The organism is Microbacterium sp. NRRL B-14842 (assembly GCF_050470785.1).
Genome location: NZ_JBFLUM010000001.1, coordinates 600,791 through 616,258, shown reverse-complemented (window position 1 = coordinate 616,258; position 15,468 = coordinate 600,791). Strand labels below are relative to the sequence as shown.

Below are 15,468 nucleotides of genomic sequence, written 5' to 3'. Positions count from 1 at the left end.
TTGTGTCCGGGGAGCGGGAGGACCTCAGTCGCGCGGGGAGAGGAGGTAGGTGTTGAGGTCGTCGGTGAGGGCGGTGTCCACGGGAACCGGCGCGCCGTCGATCGCGGTGATGGCGGTGGCGAGACGCACACTCGACACGAGCCACGCGGCATCGGCCTGCGTCAGATCGGCGGCGGGGATGCGGTCGTACCCGACTTCGAAGCCCCGCGCGAGGAGGTGGTCGTAGACGCTGAGCTGCGTGGTCCCGTGCAGGATGCCGCCGTTCGGGGCCGGGGTCGTGAACCGGTCGCCGAAGCGCAGGATGAGGGAGGCCGTCGGAGCCTCCAGCACGAAGCCGTCGCTCGACAGGAAGATCGCGTCGTCGGCTCCGCGGCGCTTGGCCTCGCGCAGGGCCGCCATGTTCACGGCGTAGGACAGCGTCTTGGCCCCGAGCAGCAGCCAGGGGGCGCGTTCCGCGGCGCCGAGGTCGTATCCGCGGTCCAGGGTGACGACCTTGACGCCGTTCCGCCGCACCGCCGCGAAGTCCGCCGCCGGAGCCGCCGTGACCCACGCGGTCGGCGTCGGCCCGTGCTCGACGCCGCGGCTGAGGATCAGCTTGATGACCGACTCCCCCGCCCCGAGCTGTGCTGCGGCCTGCTGGATCGCCTGACGCCACTGCTCCTGGTTCGGCACCGGGAGGTCGCAGAGTCGCGCCGAGTGCGCAAGGCGTTCCAGATGCGGGACGACCTCCTGCGCATGTCCGTCGATCACGCCGATGGACTCGAACACGCCATCGCCCCGTTGCGTGCTCAGCTCGCCGACGCTGAGGGCGGGGGCCGCGGCGTCCACCTGCGTGAACGTGTCGGCGTAGTCGTCACGCTGCTCGTCGGCGGCGACGGGATCGATCATGAGGGCGAAGCGACGGGTCATGTGACGAGCCTAGGCCGCCGGGAATACCCACCGCGTCCTCGCGTTACACTGGAGTGGCCGGGCCGCATAACCCCGGGCTCCAATTTTCGCCGCTGCGAGCGGCCTTCCGCCGAGAGGCGTTCTTGCGGCCCGGTCTTTCTCTGTCCGGATGCCGTCCCGACAGAGCCGAAGTCAGGCCAGCGCTCCGGTGCGCCACAGAGCCGCCGACGCCGCGAGGTCCTGGGCATAGCTGCTCAGCCGCAGCGCCCGCGTGGTGAGCTCGCTGGCACGGGCGGGCTCCGTCGGCTCGTAGTCGTCGGCGGTGTGCGTCGCGCCGGAGGCCTGGACGCGGCAGAACGCCGCCGCGCGCTCCAGCGCCACGGCGAAGTCGCCGCGGAAGGCGCCGCGCAGGATCGTGTCGATGAGCGCCACGAGCTCGTCCGGGCTCGCCGGCACCGGTGCACCGGCGACCACGGCATCGGCCGACGGCAGTTCGACCCGCCCGCGGTCGTAGAGGAGGGCCGCCGTGCGCGGATCGCCGTGGATGGCGAGCTGGAGGACGTACAGCCGCCACAGCGACCCCGGGAGGGTGCGCGACGGCGCCTTCGACCACAGTTCCGCGATCTCGTCGATGCCGTGCTCGCTCGTGAAGGCGATCAGCCGTTCGACGCTCGCCCCGCTCTCGTCCTCGCGGACGCGGGTCAGCAGCGCGGAGGCGGTGGCGTGCGCGACGCGCGTCTCCTCGGCGGGGTCATGGGCGCCGACGATGTTGTCGAAGGCGCTCGTCGGTCGACGCACGGGACGGTGGTGCTGCTCGGGCATCCCTCCAGGGTACGCCGGACCGGGGCCTCTCAGGCCGTCGGGATGACGATCACCGGGTCGGTCGTGGGCAGTCCGGACGGCGATCCGCCCTCCTGCTCGACCGTCACCGCGATGGCATCGCCGGCCTGCATCTCGCCCTCGAGGAGCGCGGTGGCCTCCCCACCGTCGACATCGAACACGCCGGCGGCGATCGGGTCCTCTCCGCGCACGAACCACAGCTCGTACGTCTTCCCGTCCGCGACCTCGGGCAGCCCATCCGTGACCAGCACGGCCTTGCCGACCGAGCCCGACCAGTGCGCGGTGGCCGTCGCACCGTCGTCGAGCTCCACCGTGGCCTTCTGCGCATCGCCCGCGGATTCGATCTCCTGCAGCGCGACGACGCTCTCCGGCCGGTTCAGCTGATCGTTGAGGGCGACGGCACCGATACCGACACCCACCAGGAGCGCGAGACATGCGGCGAGCGCGAACGCGAGCCGGGTCCAGCGTCGGGGCGTGCGGGGCGCCGTCTCATCGGCGGGAATCGAACTCGCCGCCGCCGGGACCTCCGGGTCGGCCTCGGGGTCCGTGGCATCATCCTGCGGAGTCTGGGCGATCTGGGCGAGCAGGGCCGCGCGGATGCCGGCGGGCGGAGCGACCGGAGCCATGCCGTCAGCGAGGAGAGCAGCAGCCTCGGCGTCGGCGTCGTGCTGCGCCGCCCACTCCGGATGCTCGGCGAGGGCGCGTCGGTACCGACGCTCGTCGTCCGCCGACAGCGCGTGGAGCGCGGCACCTGCCGCGAGTTCTGCGAAGTCCTTCTCGTTCATGCCGTCACCCCCATCGCCGTGCGGAGCCGGGTCAGCCCGTCTCTCATCCGTGTCTTGATCGTGCCGAGCGGTGCTCCCACGAGCGCCGCGATCTCGTTCTGACTGTAACCGCCGTAGTAGGCGAGGACGAGCGCCTCCCGCTGCGCCTCGGGAAGCCCCGTCAGCGCTGCGACGACCCGCTCTCCCTCGATCCCCAGTTCGACCCGTTCCGCCACGCTGTCGTGCGCGACGCCGAGGTCTCGATAGCCCGCACGCACGTCCCGGTCCGCACTCGACTGCGAAGCCCGCACCCGATCCACGGCCCGGCGATGCGCGATCGTCATCACCCAGGTTCGTCCCTGTCCCTTGTTCGGAGCGAACCGGGAAGCGGATTGCCAGATCTCGAGGAACACCTCCTGCAGCACCTCCTCGCTCTGCGCGCGGTTCACGAGCACGCGGAGGATGAGGCCGAACACACGGGAGGAGAGGGAGTCGTACAGCGCGGCGAAGGCAGCCTGATCACCGGAGGCGACGCGGACGAGGAGGTCGGCGACAGCATCCTGCGGCGCCGCCCCGTCCTCGGGGACGTCCATCCCATCGATGACCATCTCCATAAGCATGCCGTATCTCCTCCCTCTTCCCGTGCAGACGTCACCCGAATGTGAACGAATACACCTCGACGCCGGTGGGGACCTCGAGCGTGAACGTGCCCTTCTCGATGTCGCCCTCCTCGAGCAGGCCGTACGAACGCGGCGTTCCGTCGATCCGGATCGCCTGCTCGTTCCCGTCGGAGTCCGTGACCACGACCTCACCCGACCCCGCGACGACCATGCGCACCTCGGCCGCGCGGTACTGCAGCCGGATCCGGCCGTCGTCTCCGGTCGGCGTCACGTACTGGGTGTCCACGGTCCAGTCCCCGTCCAGCGCGAAGCTGTCGTCGGGCTGGTCATCGGGGAAGGTGAAGCTGCCGTCGCCGCGGCGGTACTCGTCGCCACCGCCGTAGTTGACGTCCTTCGAGGAGCCGAGGAAGGTCTCCCGGGTCGTGGCCCCCACCTCGGGGGTCTCGTCCTTCACGTCCGTGGCGGCGGGAAGCTCGACGTCGGGGTCGGCGTCCTGCAGCAGCTCCCTGATCATCTTCTCGGTCGCGGCGTAGTTGCCCTCACCGAAGGAGATGTGGCGCACGGTGCCCTCCGCGTCGATGAGGTAGTGCGCGGGCCAGTACCGATTGCGGTAGTTGGTCCAGGTGGAGAGCGTGTTGTCGAGCGCGACGGGGTACTCGATGCCGAAGTCGCGTGCGCCGGCGGCGACGTTCCCCGGATCCTTCTCGAACGCGTACTCGGGCGAGTGGACGCCGATCACCTGCAGCCCGGCGTCCCGGTAGGTCTCATCCCAGGCCACGACGTGCGGGATGGAGCGCTGGCAGTTGATGCAGGAGTACGCCCAGAAGTCGATGAGGACGACCTGCCCGCGCAGATCCTTCAGATCGATGGCCTCTCCGTCCGGGGTGTTGAGCCACTGCTGGATCCCCTTGATGGACGGCGCCGTGCCGCAGGACTCCAGCTCCGTCGCGCCGTTCGTGCACTCGTCGAGGTCCTTGTTCTCCTCGTTGACGAGGCCGCCGAGGTCGAGGGCGTCCTGCACCTGCTCGGAGTCGGCGATCTGCTCCTGCAGCGGTGCGGTGTAGTCCGGGAGCAGCCGCTGCAGCGCCTGCGGCACGTTGAAGACGAGACCCACGGCGAGGGCGATCATCGCCACCCCGGCGGCGATCCGGAGCACCCGTTCCTTCGTGCGGAAGGCCCGGATGCGCTCGATGACGCTGCGACCGGCGAGCGCGAAGACCAACAGGGGCACGGCGACGCCGATCGCGAAGGAGACGGTGAGCAGCACGGTGCCGACGCCGATCTGCCCGGTGGAGCCCGCGACGATGATGGCCGCGAGGACAGGGCCCGCGCACGGGACGAAGACCGCCCCGAGGGCGAGACCGACGCCGAACCCGTTACCGCGGTTCTTCACCTCTCGCTGCCCGAAGCGCTGGAACGGCCGCTCGAGGATGTGCTGGAACCGCGGCACGATGAGTCCCACCCCGATGATGACCAGCACCGCGATGCCGACCCAGCGGATGATGTCCTGCGGCAGGTTCAGCAGGCCGAGGAGAAGCGATCCGGCGAGCGTCACGAGCGTGAAGCTGAGCACGAGCCCCGCGATGACCAAGTAGGGGCGGCTGCGTTTCGCCGGCACCGCCTCCCCCTCGTACGACGCCGACTGGGCGCCGCCGGTGAGGAAGATCACCGGGAGCACGGGCAGGATGCACGGCGAGATGCCGGTGATGAGCCCGCCGAGCAGGCCGATGATGATCAGGTCCATGAGGTCCTCGTCTCTGTCGGGTGCTGTTCGCGCCGACCCCCCGCAACGGATTGGATCGGATCCGATTTCGGAGAATCTCGAAATTCCTCCCATCCGATCCGCGGAGGCTTCCGAACAGCCCTCGACGCCACGGAGAGGCCGTGGCCGGAGTTTCGAAGGAGCTCGACATGTTCAGCACCAAGAAGAAGGTCACCGCAGCAGTCACCCTGGGTCTGGCGAGCGCATTCCTGCTCTCGGCATGTTCCATGGGCAGCGGGACGAGCACGGAGGAGTCGTCGGAGCCGACGACGCCGGAGTCGTCGGAGTCGACGCCGATGGAGATGGACCCCGCCGCGAACCTCGTCGGTCCCGGCTGCGCGGCGTACGCCGAAGAGGTCCCGGACGGCGCCGGTTCGATCCAGGGCATGTCCCAGGACCCGGTGGCGGTCGCCGCCTCGAACAACCCGATGCTGACGACGCTCGTCTCGGCCGTCAGCGGTGAGCTGAACCCCGACGTGAACCTCGTCGACACGCTCAACGGCGACGAGTTCACCGTGTTCGCACCGGTCGACGACGCCTTCGCGAAGATCGACGCCGCGACGATCGAGACCCTGAAGACCGACAGCGACCTGCTGACCTCGATCCTCACGTACCACGTGGTCCCCGGCCAGATCGAGCCGTCCGACATCGAGGGCATGCACACCACCGTCCAGGGCGCCGACCTCGAGGTGACCGGCAGCGGTGACGAGTGGATGGTCAACGACGCCAACGTCATCTGCGGCGGCGTGCAGACCGCGAACGCGACCGTGTACCTCATCGACTCGGTCCTGATGCCCCCGGCTGAGTAAGCCAGGGACGGTGCCGGTGACCCGACCGGCACACGGCCTCCCCGGTTGTCAGGAGGGACACGGGGCAGGTGAAGGGGCCGTCGGCGGCTGTGGCGCCGACGGCCCCTCGTCGTGCGCCCCCTAGACTGGGAACACGGGCCTCTAGCTCAGTTGGCAGAGCATCGGACTTTTAATCCGCGGGTCGTGGGTTCGAGCCCCACGGGGCCCACCGCATCCTCAGTCGTCGCCGCCGGCGTTCCCGGCGAGCAGGTCGTCGCGGATCCCGGCGACGCCGTCCGGCAGCGTCTCGCCGTGCATCACGAAGTCGGGAGCGTCGGGGCTCCCCCCGATGCCGCAGACGGCGACGTTGTCCTGACCGCCGATCGTCTCCGGGACGGCCACGAACCACACCGCCGACTGTTCCAGCCACTCGGTGGTCGCCATGTCGGCGAAGAACGTGGCGTTCGGCGAGATCGTGCGGATCTTGTCGGTGCAGAGGGAGACGAGCTGCACCTTCGTGAAGGCACCGGCGGCCGGCGGCGACGACGTCTCCGCGGGCGTCGGGGTCGGCGTGGGGGCGGGCGAGGACGACGGCGTCGCCGTGTCGCTGGAGGTCGCGGTCGGCGTCGGTTCCGGGGCCGGCGTGCAGCCGGCGAGGACGACCAGCACCGGCAGGAGGAGGAGAGCGGGACGGAGGCGCATGTCTGGATCGTATCGAGTCGCCGATGCCCTTCCCTCCAGCGCGGCCGCTCTGTATCACCGTCGTCTCCGGCTGGCCACCCCCTGGCGACGCCCGGAGCCCTGCGAGAGGGTCGAGGAGTCCCCGGAACAGGGCGACTTCCCACCGAAAGGACGGACCATGACTCTCACCGGAAACCGCGTGGCATTCCTGGCGACGGACGGCTTCGAGGACAGCGAGCTCACGAGCCCCTGGGAGGCGGTGACGACGGAGGGCGCGAGCGCCACTCTCATCGCGCCGGACGGTGCCGCGATCACCGGCAAGAACGGACACGAACAGGCTGTCGACCTGAAGGCCGCCGACGCCTCCGCCGACCAGTTCGACGCGCTCGTGCTGCCGGGCGGCGTGGTGAACGCCGACCACCTCCGCATGGATCAGGCCTCCATCGACCTGGCCCGTGCGTTCTTTGAGCAGCACAAGCCCGTCGGCGTGATCTGCCACGGCGCCTGGATCCTCATCGAGGCCGGTGTCGTCGACGGTCGGACGATCACGAGCTACCCCAGCCTGAAGACCGACCTCCGCAACGCCGGCGCGAGCTGGGTGGACGAGGAGGTCGTGGTCGACGAGGGTCTCGTGTCGAGTCGCACGCCCGATGACCTCCCGGCGTTCAACGCCAAGCTCGTCGAGGAGATCGGCGAGGGCAAGCACGCGGGGCAGACCGCCTGACGCTCAGCTGACGCGCGCCCGATGGCGCCGCACGGCCGCCCGGTTCGCGCACCTCACGGAGCAGAACCGCTGGCGGCCGTTGCGCGTCACATCCGCGACGACGTTCGTGCACGGCGGAGCATCGCAGCGTCCGAGACGGTTCATCCCTCTCGTCACGAGGTGCAGCGCGGTGCCGAGGTTGATGATCGCGCGCAGCACGAAGGGCAGCGAGCGCACGTCGTCGCGATAGTGCAGATGCCACCCCTCGTCATCGTGGTTGGTGAGCCGCGGATAGGCCCCAGCGGAGGCGAGCTGATCGTTGAGCAGAGCGGCCCGCGCATCGGCGTCCGGTTCGTCGACGATGGCCAGCCAGTCGTCGATCACGGCGCGCACCTCAGCGTGGTCGTCCGAGGCCGGCGGAAACGTCTGCGTCATCCCCAACGCGAGCGTGCGCTCCTCGATCCCCGCGCGGTCCTCCGGCCAGTCGTTCGCGAGGGAGGCGGCGAGGAGCACTGCATACTCGCCGTAAGGGTTGAGATGCATAAGACCATTACATCACGCTGGTCCCATGACCTCCTCCGACACCCTCCCGATCCCCCGGCTCGCCTCCCCCGCCGACGCCCACGAGCACGCCTGGCTCGTGGAGTCGCGCCATCCCACGAGCGAGGGCGTCGTGATGTACGTCCGTTGCGTCGGCTGCGATTCCCGCCGGGTCGACCTGGCCGCGCACGCTCAGGTGCCACCGGCCGCGCTGAGCCGCGCGGTGGTCATGCCGTCAGGGCGATGAGCTTCCGCACGGTGCGCAGGTTACGGGCCGTCCCGGCAGTCCCGAGCGCACGGTCGAGCACCGCCTTCGTGAGTCTGGTCGTGTGCACTCCCCCGGCGGCGTAGTCGATCCACAGATCGTGCCCGACTAGGGCGAGACGCTCTCCCGGCACGAGACGTCCCTGCAGGGCGTCGAGGGCGCCGGCCGCCGGAGCACCCTCGAGGAACATCGCGTGCACCAGCTTCAGATCCCCCTCCGGGAAGGGTTGGGCCGCCTCGGAGTCGGCGAGCTCGGCGTGCGTGCGGTGGATGACCGGGGTGTCGACACCGAACTCGGCTGCGATCAGCGCGCGCACCGTCGCGCAGGACGCCGCCGGGTCTCGCGGGGTCGCGCAGACGATGTTGCCGCTGGCGATGTAGGTGGAGACGTCCTGCAGGTCGGTCTCGGCGTCGAGGACTTCCCGCAGCCGGGCCATGGGTACGCTGCTGCGTCCGCTGACGTTGACCGCGCGGAGGAGGAGGACGCTGCGACTCACGCCTCCGCGCTCTCGAGGAGTTCGGCACCGGCATGCGCGAGTTCGGCGAGGGCCGCGGCGCTCGATTCGGGGGCGACTCCGGCGATCAGGTCCGTGAGGATGCGGACGTGGACGCCGTGGGCGATCGCGTCGAGTCCCGAGGCGCGGACACAGTGGTCTGTGGCGATGCCGACGACGTCCGCCGTGACGACCCCCGCGGCGCTGAGGACCGCGGCGACCGTCGCGCCGTCGTCGGACACGCCCTCGAACATCGAGTACGCCGGGCGCCCCTGACCCTTGCGCACGTGGTGGGTGACGCCGTCCGTCACCAGCAGCGGATCGTAGTCCGCCCCCGCGGTGCCGGCGACGCAGTGCACGGGCCAGGAGTCGGTGTAGTCGGGGGTGGAGGAGAAGTGCCCGCCGTTGTCGCCGTCCGCGTCGTGCCAGTCCCGGGAGGCCACGATGACCTCATAGTCGGCGGCGTGCGACGCGAGGTGGGCGGATATCGCGGCGGCCACCGCGTCACCACCCTGGACGGCCAGGGCGCCGCCCTCGGTGAAGTCGTTCTGCACGTCGACGATGAGAAGCGCTCTGCTCATGCTCCGAGCGTACGCCCCACGGCCGGGCCCGGAGACGAGGAAACCCCCGGGACCACGAGGGTTCCGGGGGTTTTCCTGAGCCGCTTGTCAGAATCGAACTGACGACCTTTTCATTACGAGTGAAATGCTCTGCCGACTGAGCTAAAGCGGCGTGCGACGCGTGAGCGGCGCGATCACCGATATTACCCTGTCTCGCGCTCGCTCGCGAATCGAGGCGCGCTCACTCGCAGCGCAGGCCGTCCTCCGGCACCACGTCTTCGAGCAGGAAGGCCTCCACCGCGTCATCCACGCAGACGTTGCCCTTGTTGTAGCCGGTGTGCCCCTCGCCCACACGGGTGATGAGGACGCCCTCGGAGAGCTGGTCGGCGAGCGACTCCGACCACTCGTACGGGGTCGCGGGATCGTTGGTGGTGCCGACGACGACGATGGGACCCGCGCCTTCCGCGGTGATCTTCTCGCGGGTGCCGGTGGGCGGATACGGCCACACCTCGCACGGGTCGGGTCCCGACCAGTACGGAGCGATGGTCGGCGCCCCCTCCGCGATCTTCTTCTCGGTGGCCGCCTCGGCCGCAGGGTCGTCCTCGACCGGGTAGTCCATGCAGTTGTACGCACGGAAGGCCTCGGTCGAGTTGTCGATGTAGGTGCCGTTCTCCCGACCGTTGTAGAAGTCGGCGAGGCGGAAGGCCGTCGACGGGTCGCCCTGCAGCGCCTCGTCCAGGGCCTGGGTCAGGATCTCCCAGCTGTCCTCCGAGTACAGCGCCGCGATGATCGCCGTCATCAGGGCGTCGGCGCCCATGAGCCGGCCGTCGCCGTTCTTCAACGGCGTGCGGTCCGCGCTCGCGAGCAGGGCGCCGAGATCGGCCATCGCCTCGTCGACCGTCCCGCTGAAGGGGCACGAGCCGGAGTCGAGGCAGTTCTGCATGTAGGCCCGCAGTGCCGACTCGAAGCCGAGTGCCTGCGTGGCGCCGACCTCGAGACCGGGCACGGAGGGGTCGATCGCCCCGTCGAGCACGAGCCGTCCGGCCTTCTCCGGGTAGAGCTTGGCGTAGGTCGCGCCGAGGAACGTGCCGTACGAGTACCCGAGGTAGTTGAGCTCCTTGTCGCCGAGGACGGCGCGGAGGAGGTCCATGTCGCGGGCGGCGTTGACCGTGGTGATGTACGGCAGGATCCCCTGGCTGTTCGCGTCGCACGCCTCTCCGAAGGCGCGGGCGGAGTCGAGCAGCTCGGACTCCCACTCCGGGGTGCCCCGCGGCGCGGCGGGGATGCCGTAGAGGTAGTCGTCCATCTCCTTCGCGTCGTAGCAGGTGACGGCGGTGGAGGCCCCGACACCGCGGGGGTCGAAGCCGATCACGTCGTAGTTCTCGATGAGCGCCGGGCCGACCGCGTAGTCCAAGCTGCCCTGGATGAGGTCGACGCCGCTGGAACCGGGTCCTCCGGGGTTCGTGAGCAGCGAGCCGATCGCCTCGCCCTCGGCGCGATGCCGCACGACGGCGAGCTCGATCTCTCCCGCTCCGGGGTCTTCCCAGTCGAGCGGCGCGGTGACGGTGGTGCAATCGAAGCCCTGACCGCACTCGGTCCAGTCCAGCCCCTGGGAGTAGAAGGGAAGCAGATCCTCCGCGACGCCCTCGGTGTCCGGGGTCTTCTCCACGGCCGGCTTCGAGGACTGCTCCGGGATCATGGCGTAGAGGCACCCGGAGAGCGCGACCGAGGCGGCGGCAAGACCGGCGATGAGCGCCGCGGAGCGACGGAGGCGGGGCAGGGATCGAGTCTTCACGGTTTCCTCCCGCTCGTGACGGTCACGAGCAAACTCTCGAGCGCGAGCAGCGGGGCGACGTTGCGCTCCAGCGCCTCACGGGTCTCGGCCAGGTGGTCGAGCACGACGAGCGTGCGCTCCACGCTCCATGCGGACGCGAGCCCGGCAAGTTCGGCATGCAGCTCGCGGTTGATGAGGTCGTCTCCGCGACCGTACTGCAGCATCACGACGTCGCGGAAGAGTGACTGCAGGTCGGTGAGGACGCGATCGATGCCGTCCCGCAGACTCCGCGTGGCCCGCTTCTTCTGATCGTCCTCCAGCGCCGACACCTGGGCGCGCAACGCCGGAGGCACCGCCTGCCCCTCGGCGACCCCCACGGTGCGCAGCAGGGCGGCGCGTTCCGCCGCGTCCCGCTCGGCGGTGAGGGCCTTGGCGTCTTCCGTCGCCGCTTGGATGATGCGTCCGGCGACCTCGACGGCGTCGTTGACCCCGCGCACCCCCATCACGGCACGGAGCGTCTCGTCGCGGCGCCGCCGCGCGGCATCGTCGGTGGCCAGACGCTGAGCCATGCCGATGTGCCGCTGCGCGTGTCGGGCGGCCTGCTCGGCGACCGCCTCGTCCACACCCGTGCGGAGGCTGATGAGGCGGGACACGTCCGCCACGTCTGGTTCGCGGAGACGGAGCGACCGCACGCGCGACCGGATCGTGGGGAGGAGATCGGCCTCACTCGGCGCGCACAGGATCCAGACGGTCTGCTCCGGCGGCTCCTCCAGCGCCTTGAGCAGCACGTTGGAGGTGCGCTCCACCATCCGATCGGCGTCTTCCACCACGATGACCCGGTAGCGACCGGCGGACGGGGCGAAGTAGGAGCGTTCGACGAGGGCGCGCGCCTCGGCGATGGTGATGATCACCTTGTCGGTGCGCAATGCGGTCACATCGGGGTGCGTCCCGGCGAGGACCTGCCGCATCGTGGCCTCGTCGTCGGGCCCCTCGGCGATGAGCGCGGCCGCGAAGGCATAGGCGAGGGTCGACCGTCCGGACCCCGGAGGGCCGGTGATCAGCCAGGCGTGCGAGAGTGCGGCCGGATCGGATGAGGCGGAGCGCAGCGTCTCGACGGCGGCTTCCTGCCCCCAGACGTCTGCCCATGGAAAAGGCGGGGCGAGGGTCGAGGGCATGCACTCAGCCTAATCGGCACCGCCGACGCTCCCACCACCCGGCGGCGACTCTGCGTGCGTCCGGATGAGGATGTCTCCGGGGAGGATCAGTCGAAGAGTGCGGAGACCCGGGCGCGGATGCGGTCGGCGATGCGCTCGGGTGCGTCCGCGGCATCGATCACGAGGAACCGCCCAGGCTCCGCGCGGGCCAGGTCGAGATAGGCCTCGCGCACGCGGGAGTGGAAGGCCTCCTTCTCGGCCTCCAGCCGGTCGAACGGCTTGTCGGCCGAATCGAGGCGCATGCGCGCGGTGGCCGGATCGAGGTCCAGCAGGACGGTGAGATCCGGAAGAGCCCCTTCGGCGGCCCAGAGCGACAGGTCGCGGATCTCCGTGGCGTTCAGAACACGTCCGGCGCCCTGGTAGGCCACCGAGGAGTCGAGGTAGCGGTCCTGCAGCACGATCTCACCGCGAGCGAGCGCGGGTCGGACGACCGTGGCGACGTGGTGTGCGCGGTCGGCGGCGTAGAGCAGCGCCTCCGCACGCGGGGCGATGTCGCCGCGGTGGTGGAGCACGATGTCGCGGATGAGCTGCCCGACCTCGGAACCTCCCGGCTCCCGGGTGCGCACGACCGTCTGACCGCTCTGCTCCAGCCAGGTGGCCAGGAGGTTCGACTGGGTCGTCTTCCCGGAGCCGTCCCCGCCCTCCAGCGTGATCCAGAGGCCGGAGCCTGCGGTCACGAGTCCGCCTTCTCTGCCGCCTTCGCCGCCGCGTTCGCCGCCCGGGTCGCCGCCGCCTTCTTCGCCGCCGCCGAGCGGGCCGCGGAGGTGGTCGACGTCTTCGCCGTGGACTTCTTCGCGGTGGAGGCGGCCGTCTTCGCCGGAGCCTTCTTGGCTGGAGCCTTCTTCGCGGGGGCCTTCTTGGCCGGTGCCTTCTTGGCCGCTCCACGCTTGGGCGCCGGACCCTTGGCGCGCTTGTCCGCGAGCATCTGCACGGCGATCTCGAACGTGATGTCGTCCGGGGTCTGTCCGCGCGGGATCGTGACGTTCGTCTCACCATCGGTGACGTACGGCCCGAACCGGCCGTCGCGCACGCGGATGGGCTTGCCGCTCACCGGGTCGGCGTCGAACTCGGCCAGCGCGCTCGACGCCCGGCGGGCGCCGTACTTGGGCTGCTGGTAGATCTCCAGTGCCTGCTCCAGAGTCACGTCGAAGATCTGCGACTCGCTCTCCAGTGACCGGGAATCGGTGCCCTTCTTCAGATACGGACCGAAGCGCCCGTTCTGCGCGGTGATCTCGTCACCCGTCTCCGGGTCGACGCCGACGACGCGGGGCAGGCTCAGCAACTGCAGTGCGGTGTCGAGGTCGATCGTGTCCACCGACATCGAGCGGAACAGCGAGGCGGTGCGGGGCTTGGGCGCTGCTTCCTTCTTCGCGCCGCGCTTCCCCTTCGCGCTGGGTGCCTGAGCCTGTCGAAGGTCGACGACCTCACCGGTGGCCTCGTCGACGGCGGCATCGTCGGAGACCGGATCGTTCTCCTGCACGTAGGGACCGAAGCGGCCGTCCTTGACGACGACGACCTTGCCGTTCTCCGGGTTCACGCCGAGGACGCGGTCACCGGCGACCGGCGCATCGATGAGCTCCTGGGCCTTCTCCGGCGTGAGCTCGTCGGGCGCGAGGTCTTCGGGGACGTTGACGATCCGCGGCTTGGCCTCCGGATCCTTCGGGTCCGCCACCTCGAGATAGGGACCGTACTTGCCGAAGCGGAGAGTCGCGGTGTCGGTGATCCGCGTCGAGTTCAGCGCCCGGGCGTCGATCTCCCCGAGGTTGTCGACGACCTGTCGGAGCCCCACGTGCGAGTCGGAGCCGAAGTAGAACGACTTGAGCCACTCCACGCGGTTCTGCTCGCCGCGTGCGATGGTGTCGAGATCGTCCTCCAGCGCGGCGGTGAAGTCGTAGTCGACGAGCTCGGCGAAGTGCTCCTCGAGCAGACGCACCACGCTGAACGCGAGCCATGTCGGCACGAGGGCCTGACCGCGCTTGACCGCATACCCGCGATCGAGGATGGTCTCCGGGATCGTGGCGAAGGTCGACGGACGGCCGATGCCCTTCTCCTCGAGCACCTTCACCAGCGAGGCCTCGGTGTAGCGCGGCTTCGGCGTGGTGCGGTGCCCCTTCGCCTCCGCGGCGGACACGGCCAGCTCATCCCCGACGGAGACCGCGGGCAGGGACTGGTTCTCGGCGGCGTCCGCGTCGCTGCGCTTCTCGTCACGCCCCTCTTCGTACGCCTCCAGGAAGCCCTTGAAGGTGTAGACGGTGCCCGAGGCAGTGAACTCGGCGGTCTGGCCGTCCGCCTCGACCGCGATGGTGACGGTCGTCGTCTCGTACTTCGCGTCCGACATCTGGCTGGCGACGGTGCGCTTCCAGATGAGGTCGTAGAGCCGCTGCTCCTCGCGGTCGAGCTCGCCCGACAGCGAGGACGGCGTGCGGAAGTTCTCCCCCGAGGGACGGATCGCCTCGTGCGCCTCCTGGGCGTTCTTGCTCTTCGACTTGTACACGCGCGGCTTCAGGGGCACCGCGCTGTCGCCGTAGAGAGCCACGGCCTGGCTCCGCGCCGCCTGCACCGCCTGGGTGCTCAGCGCCGTGGAGTCGGTACGCATATAGGTGATGTACCCCTTCTCGTAGAGGCGCTGGGCGACGCTCATCGCCTGCTTCGCACTCATCGAGAGCTTGCGGCCCGCCTCCTGCTGCATGGTGGAGGTCGTGAACGGTGCATACGGGCTGCGGGTGCCGGGCTTGGCCTCGACCTTGGTGACGGTTCCCGCCCCCGCGGCGTCGACGGCTCGCGCCAGGGCAGCCGCCTTGGCCTCGTCGAGGACGACGACCGCCTTCTTGAGCTTCCCGGTGTCGTCGAAGTCGGACCCCCGGGCGAGCTGTCCGCCGTCCACGCGCACGAGGCGGATGCGGAAGGAGGTGCCGGTCGCCGCGGCGTCGGCATCCACGTCCCAGTACTCCGCGGACACGAAGGCCATGCGCTCGCGCTCACGGTCGACGATGAGGCGCGTCGCGGCGGACTGCACCCGGCCGGCGGAGATCCCCGTCTTGACCTTGTACCAGAGCACGGGCGAGACGTCCCACCCGTAGAGGCGGTCGAGGATGCGCCGGGTCTCCTGCGCGTCGACGAGGGCATGGTCGAGCTCGCGGGTGTTGCCGACCGCGGCCTGGATCGCGTCCTTGGTGATCTCGTGGAACACCATGCGCTTGACCGGCACCTTCGGCTTCAGCGTCTCCAGCAGGTGCCAGGCGATCGCCTCGCCCTCGCGATCCTCATCAGTCGCGAGCAGGACCTCGTCGGCGTGCTTGAGCGCGCGCTTGAGTTCGGCGACCGTCTTGGTCTTGCGGTCCGACACCACGTAGTAGGGGTCGAAGCCGTTGTCGATGTCGATGGAGTACTTGCCGTACGCCTTCTTGTCCTCGGCCGGGATGTCCTTCTTGTCGGCGAGATCGCGGATGTGGCCGACGGAGCTGAGCACCTCGTAACCGTCGCCGAGGTATCCCTGAATAGACCGCATCTTCGTCGGGGACTCGACGATGACGAGCTTCTTGCCTTCAGCCAAGGGGCGTCCTTTCTTCGAAGCAC

General features: G+C 69.8%; 16 protein-coding genes and 2 tRNA genes. 4 read left to right on the top strand and 14 right to left on the bottom strand.

Translation table 11 applies throughout. The annotated features are described in order from the left end of the window. Nucleotides 1-24: 24 nt before the first annotated feature. From AB1285_RS03120 to AB1285_RS03100, 5 genes are all read right to left on the bottom strand, one after another. Complete coding sequence (locus AB1285_RS03120) at nt 25-909, bottom strand: aminodeoxychorismate lyase (protein ID WP_292794905.1); 885 nt, start codon at nt 907-909, stop codon at nt 25-27. A gap of 171 nt (nt 910-1,080) precedes the next feature. Next, nucleotides 1,081-1,710: a hypothetical protein gene (locus tag AB1285_RS03115; protein WP_060923078.1), complete on the bottom strand. Its 630-nt coding sequence runs from the start codon at nt 1,708-1,710 to the stop codon at nt 1,081-1,083. Nucleotides 1,711-1,739: 29 nt separating this feature from the next. Then, a complete protein-coding gene (locus AB1285_RS03110) occupies nt 1,740-2,513 on the bottom strand; it encodes an anti-sigma factor (protein WP_187662097.1) in 774 nt (257 codons plus the stop codon). Further along, nucleotides 2,510-3,112 carry an ECF RNA polymerase sigma factor SigK gene (gene sigK / locus AB1285_RS03105; protein ID WP_187662098.1) on the bottom strand — a complete coding sequence of 201 codons (603 nt, stop codon included), beginning with the start codon at nt 3,110-3,112 and terminating at the stop codon, nt 2,510-2,512. Before sigK ends, AB1285_RS03110 begins: the two co-directional genes overlap by 4 nt. Before the next feature lie 31 nt (nt 3,113-3,143). Next, nucleotides 3,144-4,856 (bottom strand): cytochrome c biogenesis protein DipZ, encoded by a 1,713-nt coding sequence (locus tag AB1285_RS03100; RefSeq protein WP_370429107.1) that lies wholly within the window; start codon nt 4,854-4,856, stop codon nt 3,144-3,146. 167 nt (nt 4,857-5,023) lie between these two features. Between AB1285_RS03100 and AB1285_RS03095 the strand changes: the two genes are divergently transcribed. Next, complete coding sequence (locus AB1285_RS03095) at nt 5,024-5,683, top strand: fasciclin domain-containing protein (protein ID WP_187662100.1); 660 nt, start codon at nt 5,024-5,026, stop codon at nt 5,681-5,683. 135 nt (nt 5,684-5,818) lie between these two features. Continuing rightward, nucleotides 5,819-5,891 (top strand) — tRNA-Lys (locus tag AB1285_RS03090). 8 nt (nt 5,892-5,899) lie between these two features. Here the strand turns inward: AB1285_RS03090 and AB1285_RS03085 are convergent. Continuing rightward, a complete protein-coding gene (locus AB1285_RS03085) occupies nt 5,900-6,364 on the bottom strand; it encodes a hypothetical protein (RefSeq protein WP_268776736.1) in 465 nt (154 codons plus the stop codon). 157 nt (nt 6,365-6,521) lie between these two features. On the opposite strand from AB1285_RS03085, the gene AB1285_RS03080 reads away from it, so the two are divergent. Further along, entirely contained in the window at nt 6,522-7,067 is a 546-nt protein-coding gene (locus AB1285_RS03080; RefSeq protein ID WP_025104283.1) for a type 1 glutamine amidotransferase domain-containing protein, read from the top strand. Between the two features lie 3 nt (nt 7,068-7,070). On the opposite strand, the gene AB1285_RS03075 is transcribed toward AB1285_RS03080, so the two are convergent. After that, complete coding sequence (locus AB1285_RS03075) at nt 7,071-7,589, bottom strand: CGNR zinc finger domain-containing protein (RefSeq protein ID WP_292794911.1); 519 nt, start codon at nt 7,587-7,589, stop codon at nt 7,071-7,073. Between the two features lie 25 nt (nt 7,590-7,614). Here AB1285_RS03075 and AB1285_RS03070 point away from each other — a divergent pair, with 25 nt between their 5' ends. Next, a complete protein-coding gene (locus AB1285_RS03070) occupies nt 7,615-7,833 on the top strand; it encodes a hypothetical protein (RefSeq protein ID WP_268776733.1) in 219 nt (72 codons plus the stop codon). Here the strand turns inward: AB1285_RS03070 and AB1285_RS03065 are convergent. The 7 genes from AB1285_RS03065 to topA all read right to left on the bottom strand — a co-directional run bounded on the left by AB1285_RS03065 (nt 7,814) and on the right by topA (nt 15,445). After that, complete coding sequence (locus AB1285_RS03065; RefSeq protein ID WP_259951396.1) at nt 7,814-8,347, bottom strand: DUF1697 domain-containing protein; 534 nt, start codon at nt 8,345-8,347, stop codon at nt 7,814-7,816. The genes AB1285_RS03070 and AB1285_RS03065 overlap by 20 nt on opposite strands. After that, a complete protein-coding gene (locus AB1285_RS03060) occupies nt 8,344-8,925 on the bottom strand; it encodes an isochorismatase family protein (protein ID WP_187662105.1) in 582 nt (193 codons plus the stop codon). Before AB1285_RS03060 ends, AB1285_RS03065 begins: the two co-directional genes overlap by 4 nt. Before the next feature lie 78 nt (nt 8,926-9,003). Beyond that, nucleotides 9,004-9,076: transfer RNA gene (locus AB1285_RS03055), tRNA-Thr, on the bottom strand. 69 nt (nt 9,077-9,145) lie between these two features. Then, nucleotides 9,146-10,699, bottom strand: coding sequence for an alpha/beta hydrolase (locus AB1285_RS03050; RefSeq protein WP_292794914.1), 1,554 nt, complete (start codon nt 10,697-10,699; stop codon nt 9,146-9,148). Beyond that, complete coding sequence (locus tag AB1285_RS03045; protein ID WP_187662107.1) at nt 10,696-11,853, bottom strand: DNA polymerase III subunit delta'; 1,158 nt, start codon at nt 11,851-11,853, stop codon at nt 10,696-10,698. The genes AB1285_RS03050 and AB1285_RS03045 overlap by 4 nt, the downstream gene beginning before the upstream one ends. 86 nt (nt 11,854-11,939) lie before the next feature. Continuing rightward, nucleotides 11,940-12,569, bottom strand: a complete 630-nt coding sequence (gene tmk, locus AB1285_RS03040; protein WP_292794916.1) for a dTMP kinase — start codon at nt 12,567-12,569, stop codon at nt 11,940-11,942. Next, the gene (topA, locus tag AB1285_RS03035) at nt 12,566-15,445 is read right to left on the bottom strand and encodes a type I DNA topoisomerase (RefSeq protein ID WP_363447206.1); all 2,880 of its coding nucleotides are present in this window, start codon (nt 15,443-15,445) and stop codon (nt 12,566-12,568) included. The genes tmk and topA overlap by 4 nt, the downstream gene beginning before the upstream one ends. Between the last annotated feature and the right edge of the window lie 23 nt (nt 15,446-15,468).